This window comes from Nannocystis sp. RBIL2, assembly GCF_026626745.1.
Lineage (GTDB): Bacteria > Myxococcota_A > Polyangia > Nannocystales > Nannocystaceae > Nannocystis.
The window spans coordinates 3758512-3780411 of sequence record NZ_JAPNJW010000002.1 but is presented as its reverse complement, the minus strand read 5'-3'; the positions used below and the strand labels follow the sequence as shown (position 1 = coordinate 3780411).

General features: G+C 68.4%; 19 protein-coding genes. 8 read left to right on the top strand and 11 right to left on the bottom strand.

Translation table 11 applies throughout. The features are described from left to right. Window positions 1–20: 20 nt before the first annotated feature. Complete coding sequence (locus OV090_RS40055) at window positions 21–3416, bottom strand: protein kinase (protein ID WP_267710125.1); 3396 nt, start codon at window positions 3414–3416, stop codon at window positions 21–23. Further along, on the bottom strand, window positions 3413–4015 hold the full coding sequence (locus OV090_RS40050) for a sigma-70 family RNA polymerase sigma factor (RefSeq protein WP_267710124.1): 603 nt from the start codon (window positions 4013–4015) through the stop codon (window positions 3413–3415). Before OV090_RS40050 ends, OV090_RS40055 begins: the two co-directional genes overlap by 4 nt. A 240-nt stretch (window positions 4016–4255) precedes the next feature. Between OV090_RS40050 and OV090_RS40045 the strand changes: the two genes are divergently transcribed. Continuing rightward, a complete protein-coding gene (locus OV090_RS40045; RefSeq protein WP_267710123.1) occupies window positions 4256–4825 on the top strand; it encodes a flagellar hook-length control protein in 570 nt (189 codons plus the stop codon). Between the two features lie 135 nt (window positions 4826–4960). Beyond that, window positions 4961–6778, top strand: a complete 1818-nt coding sequence (locus OV090_RS40040) for a c-type cytochrome domain-containing protein (protein WP_267710122.1) — start codon at window positions 4961–4963, stop codon at window positions 6776–6778. Between the two features lie 221 nt (window positions 6779–6999). Here the strand turns inward: OV090_RS40040 and OV090_RS40035 are convergent, their stop codons facing one another. The 3 genes from OV090_RS40035 to OV090_RS40025 form a co-directional block, all read right to left on the bottom strand. Continuing rightward, window positions 7000–7374, bottom strand: coding sequence for a hypothetical protein (locus tag OV090_RS40035; RefSeq protein ID WP_267710121.1), 375 nt, complete (start codon window positions 7372–7374; stop codon window positions 7000–7002). 312 nt (window positions 7375–7686) lie between these two features. Continuing rightward, window positions 7687–8565, bottom strand: coding sequence for a DDE-type integrase/transposase/recombinase (locus OV090_RS40030; RefSeq protein WP_267710120.1), 879 nt, complete (start codon window positions 8563–8565; stop codon window positions 7687–7689). Between the two features lie 83 nt (window positions 8566–8648). Beyond that, window positions 8649–8972: a transposase gene (locus OV090_RS40025; protein WP_267701425.1), complete on the bottom strand. Its 324-nt coding sequence runs from the start codon at window positions 8970–8972 to the stop codon at window positions 8649–8651. On the opposite strand from OV090_RS40025, the gene OV090_RS40020 reads away from it, so the two are divergent. The 4 genes from OV090_RS40020 (at window position 8971) to OV090_RS40005 (ending at window position 13094) form a co-directional block, all read left to right on the top strand. Next, entirely contained in the window at window positions 8971–9741 is a 771-nt protein-coding gene (locus tag OV090_RS40020; protein WP_267710119.1) for a tyrosine-type recombinase/integrase, read from the top strand. The genes OV090_RS40025 and OV090_RS40020 overlap by 2 nt on opposite strands. Window positions 9742–10149: 408 nt before the next feature. Beyond that, window positions 10150–11199, top strand: coding sequence for a transposase zinc-binding domain-containing protein (locus OV090_RS40015; RefSeq protein ID WP_267710118.1), 1050 nt, complete (start codon window positions 10150–10152; stop codon window positions 11197–11199). Window positions 11200–11208: 9 nt separating this feature from the next. Then, window positions 11209–11517: a hypothetical protein gene (locus tag OV090_RS40010; RefSeq protein WP_267710117.1), complete on the top strand. Its 309-nt coding sequence runs from the start codon at window positions 11209–11211 to the stop codon at window positions 11515–11517. Between the two features lie 953 nt (window positions 11518–12470). Beyond that, window positions 12471–13094, top strand: a complete 624-nt coding sequence (locus OV090_RS40005; RefSeq protein ID WP_267710116.1) for a hypothetical protein — start codon at window positions 12471–12473, stop codon at window positions 13092–13094. 205 nt (window positions 13095–13299) lie between these two features. Here OV090_RS40005 and OV090_RS40000 read toward each other — a convergent pair whose 3' ends face one another. Then, window positions 13300–13422, bottom strand: coding sequence for a hypothetical protein (locus tag OV090_RS40000; protein WP_267710115.1), 123 nt, complete (start codon window positions 13420–13422; stop codon window positions 13300–13302). Between the two features lie 182 nt (window positions 13423–13604). Here OV090_RS40000 and OV090_RS39995 point away from each other — a divergent pair, with 182 nt between their 5' ends. Next, on the top strand, window positions 13605–13997 hold the full coding sequence (locus OV090_RS39995) for a hypothetical protein (RefSeq protein ID WP_267710114.1): 393 nt from the start codon (window positions 13605–13607) through the stop codon (window positions 13995–13997). A gap of 323 nt (window positions 13998–14320) precedes the next feature. Next, complete coding sequence (locus tag OV090_RS39990; RefSeq protein WP_267710113.1) at window positions 14321–14731, top strand: hypothetical protein; 411 nt, start codon at window positions 14321–14323, stop codon at window positions 14729–14731. A gap of 332 nt (window positions 14732–15063) precedes the next feature. On the opposite strand, the gene OV090_RS39985 is transcribed toward OV090_RS39990, so the two are convergent. From OV090_RS39985 to OV090_RS39965, 5 genes are all read right to left on the bottom strand, one after another. After that, the gene (locus OV090_RS39985; protein WP_267710112.1) at window positions 15064–16650 is read right to left on the bottom strand and encodes a hypothetical protein; all 1587 of its coding nucleotides are present in this window, start codon (window positions 16648–16650) and stop codon (window positions 15064–15066) included. Window positions 16651–16781: 131 nt separating this feature from the next. Continuing rightward, the gene (locus OV090_RS39980) at window positions 16782–18719 is read right to left on the bottom strand and encodes a G8 domain-containing protein (protein WP_267710111.1); all 1938 of its coding nucleotides are present in this window, start codon (window positions 18717–18719) and stop codon (window positions 16782–16784) included. Between the two features lie 253 nt (window positions 18720–18972). Continuing rightward, window positions 18973–19968, bottom strand: a complete 996-nt coding sequence (locus OV090_RS39975) for a hypothetical protein (RefSeq protein ID WP_267710110.1) — start codon at window positions 19966–19968, stop codon at window positions 18973–18975. Next, window positions 19965–21245: a FecR domain-containing protein gene (locus OV090_RS39970; protein WP_267710109.1), complete on the bottom strand. Its 1281-nt coding sequence runs from the start codon at window positions 21243–21245 to the stop codon at window positions 19965–19967. Before OV090_RS39970 ends, OV090_RS39975 begins: the two co-directional genes overlap by 4 nt. Beyond that, window positions 21242–21877 (bottom strand): RNA polymerase sigma factor, encoded by a 636-nt coding sequence (locus OV090_RS39965; protein ID WP_267710108.1) that lies wholly within the window; start codon window positions 21875–21877, stop codon window positions 21242–21244. Before OV090_RS39965 ends, OV090_RS39970 begins: the two co-directional genes overlap by 4 nt. Window positions 21878–21900 lie beyond the last annotated feature (23 nt).

Genomic DNA, 21900 nt, shown 5'->3' with positions numbered 1-21900 from the left:
GATGTTGACCGCCCCTGCGCCTACCATGAAGCGAGCCCCGGCGCGCCGCGGCCGTGACGGGCGGCGCATTTTTCCGCCGCTCGGCGGGCTCCCGCCTCGTCTTGTGAATACACCGCTCGCCATTGCTCGAGGTCAGGACAGGCCGTCGTTCGCCGGCGAAGTTCGACTCGCAGCTCGTCGTTCGGGCGCAGGAGCGCGGAGAGCTCGATCCGCGTGACGCCGCCCGCTGGGCTCATCAAAAGCAGGGCCCCGTCGTCCCCGCCGACTTGGAGCGGCGTCCCGACGTCCTCTAGCGCGGCCTTCTCCGTGAAGGTGGTGGCTTCGAAGATCCGCAAGCCGCCGTGAAGATCGCTCAAGAGGAGCAGCGCCGCTTCGTCGTTGAAGACGGCGCTCCACGCACCTCCGCCGAGGCCGGGCGGCTGAGGCGAGAGCCTGCTGCCGCCGAGTGTCCATCGCTGTATACCCCCGCTCCGGGGCATGATCGCCAGGAGGTTGCGCTTGCAATCGAGGTCGACCCACTTGGGGACTTTGCCGCCGAACTCATGCGCGATGACGCCGCGCGGGATGTCCCAGAGGAGCACGCTGCCGTTGCGCGAATTCCAGACGGGCAGCAGCCCGCGGTCGGCGCATCCTCGGTTGCCGGCGAGGCGAAATCCGGTCGGCGGCGAGAGCTCTTGCGGGCGCAGGCCGTCCGAGACGTCGAGACGCACCAGGCTTCCATCGACGCCCGCCGAGGCGATGTATCGCCCCTGGAGGAGCTCCGAGAAGCTGTTGACCGCCTTGGCGTGGGCCTTCACGCGATCGATGCGCTCACCGGTACCGTTGAACAGAGAGATGCTGCCGTCCTGATGGCCGACGAGCGCGTCACCGCCGGTGGCGAAGATGAACTCGTTCGCGTCGGTCGACACGAGGAGCTCGCGATCGTCGCGGGACAGGTCCCAGCGGTACAAGGCGCCGTCGGTGGCGAGCGCGAGCATGGCCTGTGAGTCCGGGCTGAGGACGCACCACCTCGCAGTTCCGGCGGGGACGTGCAATCGTCGTCGAAGTCGACCGGTCTCACGGTCGTGCAGCTCGATCGTATCTTCCCTGGCCAGCGCGAACAGAGTCGCGCTGGCGCAGGCGAGCCCCCGGTTCGGTACATCTTCGAGGATGGGCTGCGAGGGCCCGTGGCGGAGCGCGTCCGCGTCCCACACCCGCGCGGTGCGATCGTACGATGAAGCGACGAGGTACCGTCCGTCGGCGGAGAACTCGAGCTGAAACACCGATGCCTGGTGACCGATGAGTTCGTATGCGCCGCCGTACCCTTCGGTTCGCCACACCCGGACGTCTCCGGAGGGGGACGCCGCCGCGAACAGATCGCCCGTGGGCGAGAAAGCGATCGCCGAGGTTCCAGGGCCGAGCTTCAGCCTGCGGAGCGGCCGGCCGGAGGCGGCGGACCAGAGCTTGGCAGACCCATCATTTCCTGCAGTGGCGATCAGCTCGCCCGAGGGATCGAACCTCGCATCCTGCACCCCCTGGCCATCGGCGGCGAGAGTATGGAGACGCTGGCCGTCCGCGACCCGCCACACGCGCGGCGCCGCGGTCTGGGACGCGGCGACCACCTTCGTGCCATCAGGGCTGAAGTGTGCGCGCAGGACGTTGCCGTCATGTGGGAGGATCCGAAGAAGGGTCTGCGTCTCGAGCGACCAGATCCGCGCAGTGTGGTCGTCTCCGGCCGAGACGAGCTGGCGGCCGTCGGCGCTGAACTCGACCTGCCAGACGTCGCCCTCGTGCCCCAAGAGAGCACCACTCGAGCGAAAGTCGAGGCCGTCGTCGCTCCGCTGCCAGAGCAGCACCTGGCCGTGATCTCCGCTAGTGGCGAGCCAGCGGCCGTCAGGGCTGAAGGCCACGTACCAAACAGGACCTTGGTGGCCCACGAGGACCTGCGGCGCTGTCCCTGGCCGGGAGAGGTCCCATAGCCTCACCGTCCTGTCACGCGAGGTCGAGGCCAGCAACCGACCGTCGGGGCTGAAGGCCACGAGATGCACCGCGTCGGTGTGCCCGCGAAGCGGAGGCTGAGGCTCTTCCTGGCCGTCGGATCGCCACAGGCGGATCGTGTGATCGAGGCTGGCAGTCGCCACGAGCCGGCCGTCAGGCGAGAAGGCCACCCCTCGGAGCTCGCCGGAGTGCCCACGGAGGATCGCCAGGCTGCTCGGGCGCAGGAGCGTGTCGATCGCGGCATTGCGCCACTCCGTCGTCGCGTCGGGATCGCGGACGTCGACGAGGAAGTTCGACCTGACCGCCGGGTCTCGTTCGCGCCAGGTGGCCCATGTGAGAACGTCGTCGAGCCGGTGCTGCACGAGCTCCGCGAGTTCGCTTTGGGACTGTCTCACGGCCGCTTCGGCGAGCGCCTCGTTGGCCGCCGCGTCGAGGTACTCGCGCACGAGCCACGCGACTGCGACGACGGCGAGTCCGGCGAATACCCCGAGCGCAGCTCGCCGCAATTGCGCGATTGGGTCCTGCTGTAACCGGTCGAGGAGGGCCTCCATCGACGGCCAGCGCAGGCGAGGCTCCGGGTGGAGGCCGCGTAGCAAGATTCGCCGGAACCACATCGGCGTCTTCAGTCGCTTGTGGCCGAGGCTGCGCCACGCGTCGATCTGGTCGCGCTCATGGATCCCCAGCGGCAGCTCGCCGTGAACGGCCTGCCAGAGCGCGAGGCAGAAGCTGTATTGATCGCTGCGCGCGTCGCAGTCGTCACCCATGAGCTGCTCCGGCGCCATGTAGCGGACCGTCCCGGGCCTGGCGCCGGCGTGGGTCAAGCGGTCGTCCGTCGCGTCTCCCGGGTCCGTATCGGCGCATCCTGGGGCGGTCACAGCGCTGAGTTTGGCCAGGCCGAAGTCGGCGACCACCACCCGGCCGTCGCGTTGAACCAGTACGTTGTCGGGTTTGAAGTCGCGATGCACGAGCCCCGCCAGGTGGACGTGATGGAGCCCCCGGCCGGCCTCGAGATAGATCCGGAGCCAGTGGCGCCAGGGAGCCGGCGACTGGCGCTGCAGCTCGGCGAGGGAGCGGCCGTCGACGAACTCCATGGCGATATAGCCTTGACCGTGGTCCTCCCCGGCCTCGTAGATCGTGACGAGGTTCGCATGATCCATTTTTGCGAGCGCCTGGGCCTCGCGCAGGAGCCGTTCCCTGGGCACGTCCGCGTGCAAGAGCTTGACGGCGACCTTGCGCTCGAGCTCTGCGTCGAACGCGGCGAAGACGACGCCCATGCCGCCGCGGCCGACCTCTTCGATCAGGATGAAGCGACCGATCCGCGGCGCGCAGCCCGGACTGACGAGTCGAGCCTCCACGAGTTCGACGTCGAGCCGGTCGGTCGAGCACGGGCCGGTCACTGCACGGAACAACGAATCGATGTGCATCTTCGGCTCCCTCATGCTGAGCTCGTCGACAGCGTATCGAGCCACTCGGAGGCGTCGAAGTCGGCGGCCTCGAGCGACTCCTTGAGCAATTCGCGGGCTCGCCGGAGCTCCCAGCGCACGGTGCCGGTCGGCCGACCCACGACCGCCGCGATCTCGTCGGTCGTGAGGCCATTCCAGTAGTAGAGCTCTAGAGACGTCTGGAGCTTGGCGGGCAGTCTTTGCAGCGCGGCGCACAGGTCCTGCCGTCGACGCTTCTGCGCGGACATTCGGCTGGGAGAGGGGCGGCGATCGGACGGGTCGCCGGACCAGGAGTCGCGGTGGGCGACGCGCTCGTCGTCGCGAAAGTGTTCCAGGGCACGACGATAGGCGACTCCCAGGATGAAGCATCGGAGCCGCCCCTGGCCGCCGTAGGCGCCCAGGCCTCGCTCGAAGAGGCGGATGAAGGTGTCGTTCACGAGATCGCCGACATGTGCCCGCGCCACCTTGTTGCCGAAGAATCGCAGCAAGTGCGGGTGATACTCGCGGACGAGGCGGCGACGCGCGTCGAGATCGCCGCTCGCGCATGCCCGCGCCAGCTCGATGTCGTCAGAGAACTCCTTGAGGTCGCGGTGCATGGTCCCTCCCGTACGACTGCTTATGGACGAGGCCGCAGGGCGGGCAACGGCGTGTTCGCCGGCGCTGCAGGCCGTCGCCGCGGCGGGCGCCGCGTCGGGGTCGCGGTCTCCTCCGCGCTCCTGCGCTACCGGTCATTCCCTGCGTCACGCGGACAACCATCCGCCCCGTCGAGCTCGGTCACTGAACATTACGACGGTGACGAACAGCCGGGGGAACCCGGCGCGAAACGGAGCGCGCAAATGCGAAGTTCAGCCATGTGTAAGTTCATGCTCATGCTGGCCCTGCTCGGCGGGGGATGCGACGAGGCCATGTCGTCCGCCTCCAGCGAGGAGAGCGACGCGGGAAGCGACGAGAGCGTGGAGAGGGCCTCCCCGCTCGCGGCCGACCCTGCATGTTCGGGGCGCCAGGGCATGACGTGGGCGAAGCTCGACCACGACGCACAGTGGGGCATCGCCCACGTCGGTTGCTCGAGCTGCGACCCTTACTCCGGCGATACGTCGTGCATGACGGCCCTCCCTGTATTGTGCATCAAGCCGAGCGCGGCCGCGAAGCCGAACGGTCTGCAGACGGATTTCTACAACGGATGGACCGGCGGAACCATCGCCACGACCGTAGCTGTCCAGGGGACCGCCCTCACCAGCCTTGGGGCCGCCGATCTGCTCTGCACGGACAGCTACGGCCCCGGCTGGCGGATGGCCGAGTTTCACGACGGAGGCGGCGGCTGGACCTGGTACGCGTTCGGCGACGTCCCCGACACACGGTTCTGGGTGCATATCAACGATCAGCCCAGCAACTGCTGGGACTCCTAGGACCTCGTCGAGGTTCAGCGAGAGCCTTCGTCACGAAGTCGGTTCAGTGAAATCGTCGAACCCAGTCCAACCCCGACCCTTCAGGAGCGAATCATGCGTTGTTCCTTCAAGTCGACCACGAGACTGTCCACGCTCGTGTCGTTCCATGTCTTGACGATCTCTGCAGTCGGCTGCGACGGCTGCAGCCATGGCGTAAATCCGGAGACCTCGGCCACAGAGGGCGATACGACCGGCACCTCTGGCACCGGCATGGATGCCTCTTCGACCACCGATGAGCCGCCGGCACCCGAATGCGAGTCTCGACGCCTCGAAACTCAGGCGATCTTGCAGACGCGCTGCGGAAGTTGCCACGGCGAGCAGGGCAAGGAGGAATTCAGCAACATCACGGACCTCGACGCGATGATGGCCACCGGCAAGATCGTGCCCGGAGATCCGGCCAACTCGCTCATCTATCAGAGGATTGTTCTGGGCGAGATGCCGCCCCCGTCGCAGGCTGGGGTGTCCACGGAAGAGATGGCGGTCCTCGGGGCATGGATCGGCGAATGCAGCGCTCCGGGCGGCGGCCGAAGTCCCGACCCTCAGAGCGAGCCGCGGTGCGCGCCGGAGGCACCCGTGACGATGGAGCAGTGGCTCGACATGATCCATTCGGATCTGTCGAAACTCGATCCCAACGACCGGCAGTTCCAGCGTTACATCTCCTTCATCGACGTCTACAACGCCGGCTACTGCCCCGCTCAGCTGAAGACCTACCGCCAGGCGCTGACCAAGCTGCTCAACAGCCTGTCGGAGAAGTCGAAACCCGCCTTCCCGGTGGAGATCGCCGGTAGCCACGATGCCATCTTTCGCATCGACCTGCGCCTCTTCGGCTGGGACGCCGACTTGTGGGACAAGATCGCCTGCGCCAACCCGTATTCGGTCGATTATGGGGTCAACGAGGCCTACCCCGTCGCCGCCGCGATCCAGGACGCCCTGAAGAACGAACAAGGCAGGAAGGTCACCCTGTTCGTGCAGCCGGGGCGGTCGTTCATGAACATCGTCGCGCGTCCGCCGCTGTACCATGAGATCCTCCGGATCCCGGCGACCCTGGCCGAACTCGCCGCGGCCAAGAGCGGCATCGACGACCTGGCCGCCAATGCACTCGCGGAGCAGAACAACCAGGCGCTGGACCTCGTCGCCCGGGCCGGCTTCTACAGCTCCGGGGTGGCGGAGGTGAACCGGATCGTCGAGCGGCAGGAAATCTCGAGCGACGGGTACTTCTGGCATAGCTTCGACTTCGCTGACAGAAACGGTCTGCGCAACATCTTCGCGCACCCGCTCGACTTCCAGGCGGACGGCGGCGAGGTGATCTTCTCGCTGCCGAACGGGTTCCAGGCCTACGCGATCGTCAACCATCTCGGGCAGCGTCTCGACAAGGCACCGATTGAAATCGTAAAGGACCTCGACAACGAGGAAGACGAGATCGCGGTGGTCAACGGGATCTCCTGCATGGGTTGCCACGTGTCCGGGATCATCGTCAGGGCCGACGAGATCCGCGCTCACATCATGAGCAACATGGAGGATTATGTGTCACAATCGATCGTCGGAGTGAAGAACCTGTACCCCGAGGGGAACGTGATGGACCTCCAGCAAACGGACTCGGACAGCTTCATGAAGGCGCTCGAGAAAGTCCAAGTTCCGGTCGTGATCGAGGCGGACGACGGTGGACTGATCGAGCCGATCCGGATCGCGGACTTCGCGTTTCTCCGCGTGGAGCTGACCACCGCGCTCGCCGCGGCCGAGATCGGCACCTCCCCGGAGAAGCTGCTGTCCATCGAGCAGACGGTGCCGGACATCGCCCTGCTTTATGACGGCGGGGCGCTCAAGCGCGAGGATTTCGGTGACATGTTCGCTCCGTCCGTCGAGGCGCTGCAGATCGGGGACGCGCAGCCGATCGCTGCATGCACGCCCGGCTGAGCGGGCTGATTGTTCCCTGGCGCCGCCGGAACAGCAACACCATTGTGGCGAGCTACAAGAGCCGGACGAGGGCGCGGTCCCTCACCGGCAGATGGGCCCGCTCACCTCGACGCCGAGTCGACGGTGCGCGGCCCATCTGCGCAGTTTCCGAATGCGTAAGCGGCCAGGTCGTCAAACCCGCCGTGGGCGGCGCTGCAGCGCTGCCGCCGGCACCCAGAACCTCAGCACTCCACCCAGACTTTGAGGGTGTAGCTGACACTCGAGAATAGATCGACCCACCAATGGACCACCACCTCGGTGCTGTCCTGCTTGTTGATCTGTGCGCTCGCGTGTCCGCCCGTGTCGACCTGGAGGTCGACGCGGGTGATGGTCTTCCCGTTCATCGGGTAGTGGTCGTCGCCGCTTCGACCGAAGATGCCCGCCTCGTATTGCCTGGACTGGTCGACCTCAAGGCACTCCGCGCGAGCCTGTTCCGCGCTCTGGTCCGCAAGGACGGCCGGACCGCGTCCGGGCTCGTCCATCTCCGGGGCGTCGCTGAGCGCGGGGCCGGAGATCACGAGTGCGAACGTGAAAAACATCGAGATGGTGCTCAACATGATGATCCTCCTGTCTTGGTTCGATGTCGGGCATCGCTCGTAGTAGCGACACATCGACGGCGACGTTCAGTTGGGCTTCTCCCGATTCGGGGAAGTTTGAGCGTCTGTATTAAGGTGACGCAGGAGGTCGGCCTGGATGGCGACTCGAAGAAAAAATCTACGGGCGAGCGGCGGTACCGTGGGGATACGGGCGAGCGGCGGTGAGGGCCGGATAGTCGTGGTTCAGTTCCGGTGTATTGGCTCAGCGTGAACGGGACAGAGGGTGGGTTGACGAACGGAGACGCTGAGGGTGAAGTGGAGGGTCGAGAGAAGTTACGCGGCGGTGCCGAGGTGGTCCAATTCTCGGCGCTTGCGTCGGAGCTCTCGGGCTGCCTCGAGCTTGCGATCGCGGCCGGCCCAGATCTCGGTCTCGCGTCCGAGGAGTTTGTCGCGCGGGCTGACGTAGCCGATCGCGCTGTGAAGGCGGTGGTTGTTGTAGTGGTCGATGCGGGTGGCGATGGTGGCGTGGGCGCCGTCGGGCGTGACGGCGTGGATGGTGTTCTTGTCGAGGGTCCGGTGATACCGCTCGATCTTGCCGTTGGCCTGCGGGTAGTTCACCGAGGTCCGGACGTGGGTCAGGCCGGCGAGGTCGATGAAGCGGCGGAAGTCGCCGGCGATGAACTGCGAGCCGTTATCGGAGATGACCCGCGGGTGAGCGCCAGGGTGGGCCTCGAGGGCACGCTGGAGGATGAGCTCGACGTCGGCCTCGGTCATGCGATCGAGGAACTCCCAGTGCACGACGTATCGGCTGTAGCCGTCGAGGACGGAGCACAGGTAGTAGTAGACGCGGGCGATGGTGATGACGGCGATGTCGATGTGCCAGTGCACGTGCGGGCCGAGGGGCTGGACGAAGCCGGTGCCCTTCTTGCTCGGCTTCGGTCGATGACGATCGAGGCGACCGGCCGCCCGCAGGACGCGGTAGGCGGTCGCGGGGCTGACGGCAACGACGTCGTCGTCGAGCATCATGAAGGTCAGCCGCCGATAGCCCTCGAGCGGGTGCGTGTCGAAATAGTCGACGATCGCCTGACGCTCCCAGGGCTCGATCCAGTGGTCGCGCGGGGTCTTGCCATTGTGCTCGTTGAGCTTGCCGTATCGCCGGCGCCACTCGTAGAACTTGGCGCGGGCGATGCCCAGCCACTCCACGAACTTCACGAGCGGCACCTCTGTCTTTTCGGACAGCCTGTGCACAAAGTCGACGACCTGGTCGCGCTCGTCGTGGGGAACCCAGCGGTCCGTCAGGGCTCCCCAACAGATTTTTTTGTCCGGACCAGCTCCTCGGTCACCTCGGCGATCACCTCGTCCTTGCGGGCCAGACGAGCCCTGAGCCGCTCGTTCTCCGCGAGCAGCTCCTGCTCCCGGCTAGTCTCGACGCGCTTGCGAGATTCCCCGAACGCCGCGGCGCCGTGCTCGAACAGGTGGCGCTGCCAGCCGTAGAAGACGCTCGGCTGCAGCTCGGCGCCCTCGCAGACCTCCGACACCGGCACCTTCTCGAGGTGGTGTCGACGCAGCAGGTTGATTTTCTGGTCAGGGGTGTGGTGACGACGTGTCTTCTTGCTCATGGGCGGTCCTTGCCCCGGCTCCTTCTACCAGGCCGGGGCGTGTCCCATTCCAGCTGAGCCAAAACAGGTCGAGAAGGAGAAGCTAGCCGGGGTTCCCACGATCAAGCGGCTGAAGACACAGGATGCCGCCGAAAAGGATCCGTACACGGACGAGGAAATGGAACTGCTCCTCGCCGCCGCGGAAGGGGATGAGCTCGGGGTGCTGGCGCTCCTGCTGAGTCTGGATGCCGGGCTCCGGCGGAACGAGATGCTGGCCCTCCGGTGGTGCGACGTGGATCTCAGGAACGGCGAAATCCACGTCAGGCATTCGGCGCACAGGACCGGCCTCAAGTGCCCGAAGGGGAAGAAGGCGGTGTCCGTGCCGATGCGTACTCGGCTCCGCTCCGAGTTAGCGAAGGCGCGGAAGGATCGCAAGCTGACCGACCACGTCTTCCCGGGTGAGCGGAACGCCTGGATGTCGGAGAGCGCGTTCCGCAAGCACATGATCGAGTTGGCCAGCAGAGCGGGAGTCGATTGGAGGGGCTTTCACAAGGGGAAGCACACCTTCATCACGCTCTTGCTCGAGAAGGGAGCGAACCTGAACGAGCTCCAGCTCCTAGCGCGCCACAAGCATGCCAGCACGACCGAGGGCTACATGCACGTCCGCAACGCGGCCAAGGCCATGAAGGCCGGCATCGCCCGCCTGGACGAAGGGGTCCCTGCTCCGGCCCCAACGCCAACGCCCGAGCCCGAAAGGGTTAGGCCGAGGTTACGAGTGTTAAGTTCGTAGCGCAAAATGCCCGTATCTCCACGCCGGCGGGGAGATACTGAGTACCTGTGGAACAAGTTCTGACCCATCCTCGCCAGATGCCCCTCCGCTGCCAAAACGCCGCGGGTCTCCACCCGGAGGCGCTTTGGCGGGGAGGGCGACTTGCCACGGGTTGCCTCTGGGTGCCTCTGGCTGCCACAAATCTGCCCCAAAACCCGGACGATGTCGGGTAATCGTCTCGGCCGGCGGTCCTTGCTGTCGTCGCTCTTGGGTGGATGGGTGGCAGCCCCGTGGCGGCCGTCCAGTGGGCGGGCCACCCGGCCGGTCTGCAGGCCAAGGACGTCACGACGAGGCGTGGGGGTTCGGTAGGAATCTCGCCCACTTGGTGAGCGGGTCGCGCGCGGCAGCGCGGGTGCAGGGGCGAGCGTCATGCCCGCCTGCGCGAGGCCGGGCATCTACGTCCCGCGGCAGACCCACGACAGCGATGCCGCCGTGCTCGTCCGGCGCCACCTGCCGGGTTTCCTCGCGCGCCTCGAGGAGGGCGGGCGCGCGCTACCGGAGTTCGTCAATGCGGAGCTCGAAGCGTTCGCGGAGTGCGGCGACTTCGAGAAGGGCTTCGTGCGGACGGCGTGCCGCCAGTGTGGCGACGAGCTGCTCGTACCGTTTTCGTGTAAGGGCCGGGGATTCTGCCCGTCGTGCATGGGTCGGCGGATGGCGGAAGGAGCGGCGTTGTTGGTCGACCACGTGTTGCCAGCGGTCGGCGACAGGCAATGGGTCCTCTCCTTCGAGGGACCGCTGGCAGTGCGTTTGGGCTACGACCAGGTGCTCCTGGCGAAAGTCGCTGAGGGCCTCGCGCGAGCGGTGATGCACGATATGCGGTGGTCCGTCAAAGAGAGTCACGGGCTGTGCTCGGTAGGGCCGCTTTCCGCAGGGGTGTTCACGGTGGTCCAGCGATTCCGCAGCGACCTCGGCCTCTACGTGTATTTGCACTGCCTCGTCACTGACGCCTTCGAGGAGCTCGGCGCTGACGTGCGCTTCTTGCCCGTGGCGACGCCGACGCCAGTGCGGCTGACGGCCGTGCTCGCGCAGGTCCACAAGGTCGTCGCCGCTGTCGCCGAGGACGACGACCGCGACGTGGACCCGGCGCTTGCTGCCTGCGTACAGCTCGGACTACAGGGTCCGCATCTGGCTCCGCCGTGCGAGCCCGTGACCCGACCGCCCCTGACGGTGACGGCGTTCGGCATGCATCTGCACGCCGCAACGACCGTCGACGGTCGCTACCGCAAGCAGCTCGAGCGGGTGTGCCGATACATGTTGCGGCCGCCCTTCGCCCATGACGCCGTCCAGGCGCTCCCCGACAGCCGGGCCGGGGTCGCGGATCGTGACGCGGCCGGCCAGGCTGAAGGCCATGGCGCAGTGGTCGCGGTAGGTGTCGATCGCGGCGCCCTCGGTGATGCGGGCCGGCGGGGCGATGTCTAGGCCGTCGTCGTGCTCGACGACCGCGGCGCCGAGCTTGCGCAGCTCGGTCGCGGCGGCGGCGATCCGGTCGCTCTCGTGGTGACGCAGGACGTCGACGCCGCGGATCCGCGTCGGCCCGGCGGCGTGCAGCGCAAGCGCGCAGGCGGTCAAGGTGGTGTCGGGCATGTCGGCCAGGTCGAGGTCGACGCCGCGCAGCGAACCTGTCCCTCGGACCAGAGTGTCGTGCTCGCCCTGCTCGACCGCGGCGCCCATGCGCGCGAGCACCTCGCCGAAGCGAGCGCGACCAGGAGTCGCGCCCGCGCAGCTCGGCCGGGCTGACCTGAAGGACATCTGATTCGACCCACGCGGCCTCGGCCCCGAAGTCGCGCAGGCAGGCGAGGGTCATGTCGACGTAGGGCCGCGCCGGGGTGCCCTGCTCGAGGACGATGCGCAGCGGGGCGGCGGCGAGCGGGGCGGCCAGCAGGAGGGCGGAGATGAACCGGGAGCTCGGCGGACGGGCCAGGCGGATCTCGCCGCCGCGGCCGCGGCGCCGACGTCATCAGGCGGGCGCCCCCTGATCTCGCACGGCAACATGTCGTCGGCGCCGCGGCAGACGATGTCGGCGCCCTGGGCCCGCAGGGCCTGCAGGATGCCCTCCATGGGCCGCTCGCGCATGCGGGCGCTGCCGTCGACGAGGCAGGCGACCGGGGAGGCGGCCAGCAAGGCGGCGAGGAAGCGCGCGGCGGTCCCGGCGGTGGCGACGCCGAGCGGACGCAGTGCCGCGCTCGGCCTCCTTGTCGTGACCTCCAGCGCCGCTCTTGCTGTTCACCGGTAGACCGCACCGGCCTCCAGCGCCGCGCTCGGCCTCCCTTGTCGTTTGCCCGACGAGGAGTTCGTCTCGGCGTGCCCCTTGTCGTTTGCCCGACGAGGAGTCCGTCTCGGCGTGCCCGCCGGGCCCAGGTTCACGATACCTGCCGACCGAGAGCTCTGTAGAGCTGTTCGAGGTCGAGCATCGTGGTTCACGAACTGACCCTGCTCCGTGGACCTCCAAGCGTTCTCGTACTCGACACTTCGACGAAATTCCCCCTTCGAACCGCTTAAGCGCGCCCCCTCAAAAAATGGAGTAAAGTCGGTCCCATGCCAGAGAGGGCCAGACCATGGGCTTGATGAGTTTCCTGAAGGGCCTGTTCGGGAGCCGCCCGATCGATGTCGATGACGACATGCCCGCGCTCCTCCCCGCACCCGTCCCCGCGTCCACACCCGCACCCGCACCAGCACCCGCACCCGCACCCATGCCGATCCAGCCACCCGCTCCCCCGCCCCCGCCCCAATTTCGCCTCGCCGAGCGCTACCCGACCGAGATCGACTTCCCGGCGGTGCTCCGCCGGGCTGGCGTCGAGGTCGAGCAGCAGCAGCGCGTGACCAAGGCTCAGGACCTGCTGCGGAGCCTGCCGGAGAACTCGCCGGCCGCGCTGAAGCGGCAGATCGTCGAGGCGGCGTTCACCGCCTTCGATGTCCCGACGCAGAAGATCATCCAGGCCGCGAGCGCCGAGGTGGACGCGCTGCAGGCGTTCATCCGCGAGGGCGGCGCGCGGGCCCAGAAGGTGATCGACGACGGCACCGCACGCATCGCCGAGCTCGACGCGGAGATCGCCGAGATCCGCGAGTCGATGGCCGCCGCGCTGGCCGACCAGGCGATCCGCGACGCCGCCACCGAGGAGCAGATCGCCGGCGTCAAGCCGATCCTCGCGTTCTTCGCCCGGCAGGAGCCCGGCCTCGGCGACTCCATGAACAGCCGCGACGTCCCGCCGCCGGCCTTCATGCGCGAGCCCTCGCAGGCGAACTTCATGAAGCCTCGCGCCGCGCAGCCCTCGGGCCCGCTGCCGGACTCCCTCACCGACATCGACGTCGAGTGAGCTCGCCGCCGGCGAGGCCCGCCGCCGCGATGGAGCGCGCTCCATCGCGGCGCGGATCGATCTCGCCTCAGCGGTCTCGCACCGGCACGTCGAGCGCACGCGTCGGGGTAGTCCATCAGGGTCGCGCCCCGCATGCACACGGGCGCCGCGTCGTTCCAGGCGAGCCGCGTTTCAATTGCAGATTTTTTTCGCCCGCGAACGCCGCTCAGCCCTCGCGCCGCGGGTACGGCGCGCCGTCGCGGTGCACGTAGCCCTCGGGGGTCGCGCGCAGGTCGATGTCGGGGTACTCGGCCTGGTCCCGCGGGTCGTCGGTGCCGACCTCGAGCACCTGGCTCCGCCGTGCGAGCCCGTGACCCGACCGCCCCTGACGGTGACGGCGTTCAGCATGCATCTGCACGCCGCAACGACCGTCGACGGTCGCGACCGCAAGCAGCTCGAGCGGGTGTGCCGATACATGTTGCGGCCGCCCTGCGGACTCGCGGGCTCCCGTAGGTCCGCCTGGTCCCGTACATGGCGCTCTCAGGCGGGACCCTGATCGCGCTCGGGGCCCGTGAGATCGCCATCGGCCGGAACGCGGCGCTCTCGGCAGTGGACCCGGTGTTGTTCGGACGGCGCGCGAAGCACATCGAGGCCGGCGACGAGGACGGCCTCCACGCGACCGCCCGCGAGTACGAGGACGCCATGCGGCGGCACCTCCAGAGCACCTTGCGGGCGCGGCTTCAGGCCACCCAGGGCGCCGCGGGCGTCGAGAAGGCGATGGCCGTCTTCATGGGCCAGAACGCCCCGCACGAGTGGCCCATCTACGGGCCCGAGCTGATCGAGCTCGGTCTGCCGGTCCGCGCCGCCGAAGGGCGCTGGTCGGAATACGTCGATGCGCGACGCGGCGGGTGGCGAGCGCGCTGAATCCAGACGAAACCTGTGCACGTCGCACGCCGTGCTGGTGCGACCGGATCGATAGGGAGAGCCCGGGCGGACTTGCGGGCTCCGCATCGCGGACGGGCGTCGAAGAAGATAGAGCAGGTTGGGAGGTGGGACGTGGCGAGGGTGAAAAGACCGGGTGGGTTCGTCAACGACTCCTATCCTTACAATATAGAGGGGCCGCCGAGCGAGCATGTCTCTTCGGACATAAATGGAGCGGTCTCCGGCGATCTGAGTTCGCGCCTGAACTTGCCACCCATCCTCTGGTGGACTTGGGAGCGGAGACCCGCGGCGGAAAGCGCCGCGCCGTGAACATCAACGTCAGCCCTTACAACTACAAGAACAGCGCTCGAATGCTCGTCACCTTCACCATCCCCGCCGACAAGTCCAAAGGCCTCCCGCGCCTGCGTCACAAACGCGTCGCGCCGGAGGGACTGGATAAGGCTGGCGCGTTTGCATGGGCGGAGACCCGCAAACGCGATGTGTGGAGCGAGCTCTTGGGTTGTGAGACCAGAAAGGAGAGAGTCGCTGCATCTGCAGAAGAGACAATCGTTGCACCTGCTCCCGCGCACAGGATCGTCAAGAAGACCCAGGGGACCGTCCAGACTTTGAAGGAGTTCTGGAAGAGGTTCGAGGCAGAGTACCTCTCCCAGCAGAAGCCGGCCACGCGGAAGAACTATTCGACCGCATGGTGCCGATATATACGTTTCGGGAGGTGAGGGTTTGCCACCCCTTGCCCCTGGTTGCCACTCCAGGCCGCAAAGAGAGTTAGATTTTGGTTAAGTAAATCTGGCTCGACGCACAGGAACCCGACTTCGGCAGTCCCGAGGCGGGTTTCGAGCTCGAGTGGCCCGGTGCGCGGGTCGTTCGGTGCGTCGAGATCCTACCGTCTTCGGGTGGACGACCAGGGAGCTGATCACCGGCTACTCATGGCCGGCGACCGGCTGTTGCTGTGTTCGGATGGGCTGCACGAGTACCTCGCGCACGCCGACGAGCTGCGGGACCTGCTCGACGTCCGCGACGCCGCGCAGGCGGAGCGACCGTCGCCGGCTCAGGGACAGCCGGCCAAGTCCGGTCGGATCTCGGCCGGGGCCGCGGCGCGCAGGGCATCGCGCTGCGCGGCCGAGAGCTCGGCGCAGCCTTGATTCCACGCCTGGGACAGGGCGATGTGGTGCGCTTGCGTCAGCACGCCGCCCTCGGCGACAAACTCGGCTTGCCTGGCGAAGAAGCGGCGCAGGATCGTCGCGCGGCCGGCCGGGTCGAGGCGTCGCATCGGAACCGCCAGCAGCCGCACGGGGCCGTGCTCGGTGCCCCATTTGTCGGCCACCGGCCCGCGCGACTCCTCCCAGCTTCCGTACAGGTGCAGGAACGCGATCTCGTTCGGCCCCGCGCCGCCGGCTTCGGCCGCCGTCAGCACGTCCTCGTAGTCGAGCGGGCGCTGACCGGTCGAGAGGCCGCGCCCGGGATTGGCTGCGAGCTGGGCCCACCACCACGACAGGGTCTGCGCCATGGGTGCGGGCACCCCACCCGGGGCATCGGCGGCCTCGAAGAACGCGAACCCGACCTCGTACGGAAATGCCGGGCTGCCGTCCGGCATGCCGTGATCGAGATCGTCAAAGCCGTTGCGTCGCGACCAGTCCCACAGCTTGACCGCCGCGTAGCGCAGCAAGTCGATTCGCGCGAGATGATCGCCCTCCTCCACGAGGAGCTCCCGACCCACGGCCATGGCCGCGGTCATGAAGGCCTGCGCGTGCTCGAGAGAAGGATTGTCGGCCAGCGCGGCCTCGGCGACGGCGAGCTCTCCGTCCCGGCGGGTGAACCAGCGTTCGTCGATCCTTCGCGGCAGCCAGCGCCCGAAGGTGGGGACCGCGATCGACGTCGGCAGCACGAACGTGTCGACGGTCTCCGGCCAGTCCCAGGGCAGATCCGCGGGCAAGCTCGCGGCGCCCCAGAGGTGTTCGCCGAAGCTCGCGTCGTCGGGCAGGATGGACTCCGGCCCCGCTCCGGCGGCGCCGTGGTTGTCGGAGCCCGGTTGGAACGCTGGCCGATACGGTCGCCCTTCCGCGGGCACGGGCAGGCTGCGAATGTAGCTCGCTAGGTCCTCGGCCTCGGCGCGCGAAAACTCGTGGAACATCGCGCGTTCGACGATGCTGCGATCGGAGAACGCGTAGTACTGGAGATCGGCGCCCGAGTCCGCATGGCAACGCGCACACGTCGGTCCGCCGTCGCGTGCGACGTCCTGGAAGTACGAGCGGCCCCGCTCGATGGACGCCGCGTCGTCTCGGAGTGGACGCCACCGTTCGGGCGCCTCGTCGGGCTCGCCGAGCACGTGTGTGGTGTCGCCGATGCGGAGCGCCACGTGCAGGACGCGATACCCGGAGACGGCCGCCCCCGCGTCGACGACCTGACGCGGGTAGCGAAAGGCCAGGTGGTTCACCCCCGGTACGAGGAGCCCGGGGTCGATCGCTATCTCGGCCGTGCCCACGCGCCCGTCCGGATGCACGAACGGCTCGCTCACGTCGATGGCCTCGCCCTCGTTGACGACCAGCTCCGCCGACCCGGGCTGCACGACGTTGTGCAGGGTGAGCACGAGCGCCGCGGAGTCGGCCGCCGCGAGCTGGGTCTCGTCGAGCCACACGTCGGCGATCCGCTCCGTACCGGCCGGGCCGAGGATCTCGAGCGGCAGGACCAGCGGCGCCTGCAGCTCGTCGTCGGATCCCGCGGTGCAGCTCAGGATCCACGGCAATCCGAGCATCCAGACCGCGCGCCTCATTGCGGCACCAGCCAGGCGTCGAAGTCCGCGTGGTAGCTGCCCCCCGCGACCATGTTGTCCGCGCGATACAGGTCGAAGTTCGCCGGCAAGTCCGGATAGTCGGGATGGGAGAATCCGCGCACCTCCCACACGGTGTGCAGGTTCTGGTGCCAGCCGAAGTCGAACGGGACGACGCCGGCCGGGAACACCGGGTTCTCGATGCGCAGCCAGGCGAAGATGCACTCGCCGTCCTGGGGGTCCGTTTCGTCGCCGCCGCTGCACGCGTCGTGGATCTGCGTGAACGCGGGCGAGCGCTCGCCGGTGAAGGTCAAGTCGCGGAGAACGAGCGCCACTTCGGGCACGAACGTGTAGTCGATGACTCCACCGTTGTCCAAGGTCGCGCCCTCGATGCGCGGGACCTCGTCCGGGTTGATGCCCTTGATGGCGAACCCGAGCTCGGCATTGTCGATCGCGACGATATTCTGGTACGAGATGCTGTTGCCGTAGGCCCCGTGGAGGATGCCGTGGGCTCCGTTCGACCACGCGCTGGCGGTGTAGGGCGTGTCGTTGCGCGTGTTGTTCTGCCAGTTCGAGATGCCGTTGCCGGCATTGTTGTGCGCGACGACGCCTTCGAAGCGGTCGGCCGGGGCCATGCCGGAGCCCGTCTCCGACCAGTGGAACGCGGCCACGTTGCCGAAAGTGCCATAGTTGTAGGCAGTACCGGTGACGACACAGTCCAGCGAGTCTCCGCCGCCGGCGAAGATCGCGATGGCTCCGCCGATCGCAGCACAACCCTCGGCGCGGTTCGGTACGGCCACCCGCGCGGCGAGCACGTGGGTCAAGTCGTTGTCGCGCGGCTCGAACTTCTCGCGCTCGGTGCAGCGCAGGCCGCAGGCGCTGTTGTCGTAGGTGCGCGCCACGGCGGTCTCCTGCGTGTCGTAGACGACGACGTCGGTCACTTCAATGCCGTTGCTGTGCTCGATGGCGATGCCGTCCTTGCCGCTGGCCCAGATCGCGGTGTGCCGCACGAACGAGGTCTCCGAGGCATCTGCCTGCTGATGGAACCGCAGCGGCGACCTGCGGGCCGGCTCGTCGGCGGCGGTGCAGTCGCGAAGCGGTCCGAGCCAGCGCAGCTCGACGCTGTCCAGCTGCGCGACGCCCTCCTCCCCGACGATCACGTGGGCGTGGGCGGTGGCGTCGAACGAACGCACGACGACGTTGCGCGTGAGGTTGGCCGCCTCACCGCGGCGCACACAATCCGTGCAGCCCGCGTGCTCGAACGCGGTCGCGCTCGCCAAGGTCACCTCGGGGCCGTTCACCGACGCGATCGTGGCCTCGTCGAACTGGTCGGCGAAGTCGGCCTCGGCGATCTCGGTTGTCGGCGTCAGCAGCACGCGATCGCCGGGCTGCCATCCCGTGGCATCCTCCACCGACAGGGTCGGATCGCCCGGCGCGGTGCCGTCGGTCAACTTCGACCAGGACTGCTTGAGGGCGCCGGCCGCAGAGAACACACCACGCCCCATCACCCACAGGCCCACGTCCGTGTCGAGGATCTCGAGCGGCGTGTTGACGGGCGGCGTGAATTCCTCCCCCCCGAACACCGTGCTCGGGGTGCCGACGTAGTCGTCGTCGTGCATGCCGGCGAACACGAGCTCGGCCACGACGTCGGCCGGAACCCGGTCGTCCTCCGTGCCGAGATCGAGCCGGCCCCACACGATCACGTTGCCGTGCACGGTCAAGGTCGACGAGGTCGAGCGCGAGGCCTTGACGGCGCCGCCCGATTCGATGGTCAAGGTCTTCGCCTCGGCGTCGCAGTCGAGCAGGACGACCTTGCCGTCGGGCACGACGACGTCGGTCTCGGCCGTGGGGATCGGTCCGCCCCACGTGCCCTCGTCGCACCACGACTCGCAGGTGAGGGCCTCGCAGTCCACCGGCTCGCCGTCGGTGCCGCCCACGCTCGTGCCACCGTCGTCGGGCCCGGGCCCCGTCGGGCTCGTGTCACCGTCGTCAGGCCCGGTCGCGCCCGTACCTTCCGTCGTGTTCGCATCTCCGGTCGTGGAGCCGTTACCGGTAATGATGGGATCACCTGCGCTCGAAGCTTGGCAGGCGAGAGCGGAACCGATCAGCAAAAGAATGGTGGGACGCACGTCAACTCCTCCGGACCGTGAAGTGTCCCGACCCGCCCACCGCGGCTCAACAATCACGCGATCACGGGAGCACTATTTCGACCCCCAAGACACCGATGCCAAAGGGTCGCCCCCAGTCTGCAACCGTGCGACCGGCGAAACGCACGAGTGGTCGAGGCACGAGCGCCCCGATGTGGCCGTCGAGGCGGAGACGAATCCGTGGGCGCAGCGCGACGGCCAGGCCTAACCGGGCCACGAGTGCGGCGGACGTCACGACGTCGGTAGCGTCGCCGTACGCCGGGGCGGCCGAGCCTCGCATGCGCAGGAAGGCGGGACCGATCCCAACGCCTGCGTCGGGTTGCCAGCGTGCGCTCGGGGGCACGAACGACACGTGCAACCCGGCGAGCACGAGCGCGGTGTGGATCTGCGCGGTGCCCTCAGGGCCGCGCGCCACGGTGCCCACGGTCGGTGCGAGGGCCTGGATCGCGAGCCCCAGGTGCGGATGCGGCATCCAGCGCAGCCCGAGCAGGGCATGAAGCGATGGGCCGAGGCCGCCCGGGCTACCGGCCACCGCCGGAGCGAGATGGATAAAGAAGCGCGGGGCCGCGGGGCGTGTCGGCGATGGCGTGGATGGCTTGGGAGGAGGCGGGCTGACCACGGGCACCTCTTGCGGCTCGCGCAGGCTGGCCCGCAAGAGCTCGATCGCACGCATGGCCACGATGCGGGCGTCCTCCTCCGTGTGCGGCTGTGGAATCGCTACGCGGTGCCGCACCGACTTGCTGGCGACACGATCGACGATGCGGATCTCGAGCGCCTCGTGCTCGACCACTCGGATCGCGGCGACTGCTCCGAGGTCGTCGGCCCAGCTCTCATCGTCGTCCTCCGCGGGGGCCTCCGGTGCCAGCACCTCGAAACCGAGGGCGGACAGCTCGGCGCGAAGCTGACGGACGATCGTCTCGTCGTCGGCACCACCGACCACCGCGACGCGATCGCTTGCACCGCCCGGCGCCGGCCCGGTGCCCAGCAGCGATGCGACGAGCGCGAAGGAGGCGAATGCGAGCGGCACCGACAGGCTCAAGGCGCACCGAGCCGGTGCGCGAGATCAGCGTGTGGACCCTCGGGATGGCGCGCGAGATATCGTCTTGCGGTCGCCTGCGCTTCGCTCGCCCGGCCCGCGCGCTCCTGCGACTCCATCAGGCGCCCGAGTGCCTCCTTCGCGAGCGGGCCCTCGGGATGCTCGTTCAGGTAGGTCGAGAACCAGTGCGTGGCGCGATCGTAGTCGGCCGCGAGATCGAAGGCGATGCGGCCGAGCATGTACCCGGCCGTGCCGGCCTCCGGCGCGTCGGGAAATCGCCGGCGCAGCTCGGTGAGCGCCTTCTGAGCTCGCCCGGAGTTGCGCGCGAAGCGAGCCGTGTCGGCCAGACGCAGGAGGTCCGCGGCCGGCAAGGAGCTCACGAGGTCGGCAAATCCGATGCGTTCGGCTTCGGTGAGGGCGTCGCGATAGCGGCCGAGCTGCGCGAGCTGTTGCCACGAGGGTTCGGCGGCGGCCTCGGGGGGAGTCGGCGGCGTCGGTGCGATCGATCGCGCGGCCTCGGGCTTGGCCGACCGAGTGGTGCGCCGCGGCGGTTCGAGCTCGGGCGGCGGAGCCTCGGATGCGGTGGGGAGCACGGCGGTGGGCAAAGGAGGGCTCGGCGCGGGCTGGGAGGTCGGGACGACGGCGGTGTCGTGCAGATCCATGCGCAACGACTGCCCCGTCTCGAGGGCATGGGTCTCCCCCGCCATCGGACCCAGCACGGTGACTTCACCCTGCTGTACCTGGACCGCGAAGCTCGCTTCGTCCGGCCGCCAAGTGATCGTAAACGTGGACGTCGCACAGCTCACGGTGAACGGTCCGGCGCTCACCTGCCAGGGGGTCGCGAGATCGACGGGGACGGCGACCGTCGCCGTGCCGGACACGAGGACGACACGCGCCTCGTCGGCATCGGCCCGCTCGACGCGTGCGCGCCCACCGGGATGCAGGCGAAACTCGCCGCCGCTGGCGAACTCGATCACGAGCTCCTGCTCGGCCGGTGCGGTGACGTACGCGCCCATCATCGCCACCGGATCGGCCGCAGGCTCGCCCGCGACCACGGCGGATCCGTCCTCGCGGCTGCGCAACAACACCAGCGCGAGCACACAGACCGCGGCCGCGGTGGCCACGAACGCGGCCAGGAAGGGGCGGCTCGAGCGACGCGGTGCATCGAGGGCGGCCAGCACGTCGGCGAGCCTGGCCTTCGGCAGTGCCGCGCGCCCGTGATCCTGCATCCGCGCCATGGCGACGCCCAACCGCTCGAGTGGGGTCTCTGGATCGGTCATCCGTCCCCTCCTTGCAGCCACGAGCTCAACGTGGCGTCGCGGGCCGCCAGCCGCTGGATGCGACCCTGGGCGCGGGCGAGTCGGCGCTTGATCGTGGCGAGCGAGGTGTCGCAGGCCTCCGCGATCTCGCGCAGCTCCATCTCTTCGAGGTACCGCAGCGAGAACGCGATGCGTTCGTCGACGGGCAGCCGATGCAAGAGCCGCAACGCTCCCGCGGCCGCGTGGGCCAGCTCGGGCGACGCGTCGTCGGCCTGTGGCTCCGGCAGTTCCTCCGGCGCGATCGATCGCAGCCACCATCGCGCCCGCCGACGCCGAATGCAACCGCGGGCCGTGAACACGGCGATCCGGGTCGTCCATCCGCGCAGCTTGTCGGGTCCACCGCGAAAGTCCCCGATGCCCCGCAGCGCGCGGAGGAACACCTCCTGCACGAGGTCGGGGATCTCCGCATCGACCCCGAGCACGCGCACGAGCACCCGCTCGACGTGATCGGCGTGGCGCTCGAAGAAGGCCGCCGCGGCGCCACGGTGGCCGCTCCGCAGCGCGTGCAGAAAGGCCTCGTCCTCTTCGAGGAAGCGAGTGGTGGAGAGCAGCGTGCCCGTGGCGACGCCGCTGCGTCGTGAGTGCGCGGTCAATGGGAGGTGCCCAGGGTCAAGTG

Excerpts from the sequence above, each read along its gene's own strand:
- OV090_RS40055 (WP_267710125.1), bottom strand. The coding sequence starts at position 3,416 with ATGAGGGAGCCGAAGATGCACATCGATTCGTTGTTCCGTGCAGTGACC.
- OV090_RS40050 (WP_267710124.1), bottom strand. The coding sequence starts at position 4,015 with ATGCACCGCGACCTCAAGGAGTTCTCTGACGACATCGAGCTGGCGCGG.
- OV090_RS40045 (WP_267710123.1), top strand. The coding sequence starts at position 4,256 with ATGCGAAGTTCAGCCATGTGTAAGTTCATGCTCATGCTGGCCCTGCTC.
- OV090_RS40035 (WP_267710121.1), bottom strand. The coding sequence starts at position 7,374 with ATGTTGAGCACCATCTCGATGTTTTTCACGTTCGCACTCGTGATCTCC.
- OV090_RS40020 (WP_267710119.1), top strand. The coding sequence starts at position 8,971 with ATGGGCGGTCCTTGCCCCGGCTCCTTCTACCAGGCCGGGGCGTGTCCC.
- OV090_RS40025 (WP_267701425.1), bottom strand. The coding sequence starts at position 8,972 with ATGAGCAAGAAGACACGTCGTCACCACACCCCTGACCAGAAAATCAAC.
- OV090_RS40015 (WP_267710118.1), top strand. The coding sequence starts at position 10,150 with ATGCCCGCCTGCGCGAGGCCGGGCATCTACGTCCCGCGGCAGACCCAC.
- OV090_RS40005 (WP_267710116.1), top strand. The coding sequence starts at position 12,471 with ATGCCGATCCAGCCACCCGCTCCCCCGCCCCCGCCCCAATTTCGCCTC.
- OV090_RS39995 (WP_267710114.1), top strand. The coding sequence starts at position 13,605 with ATGGCGCTCTCAGGCGGGACCCTGATCGCGCTCGGGGCCCGTGAGATC.
- OV090_RS39970 (WP_267710109.1), bottom strand. The coding sequence starts at position 21,245 with ATGACCGATCCAGAGACCCCACTCGAGCGGTTGGGCGTCGCCATGGCG.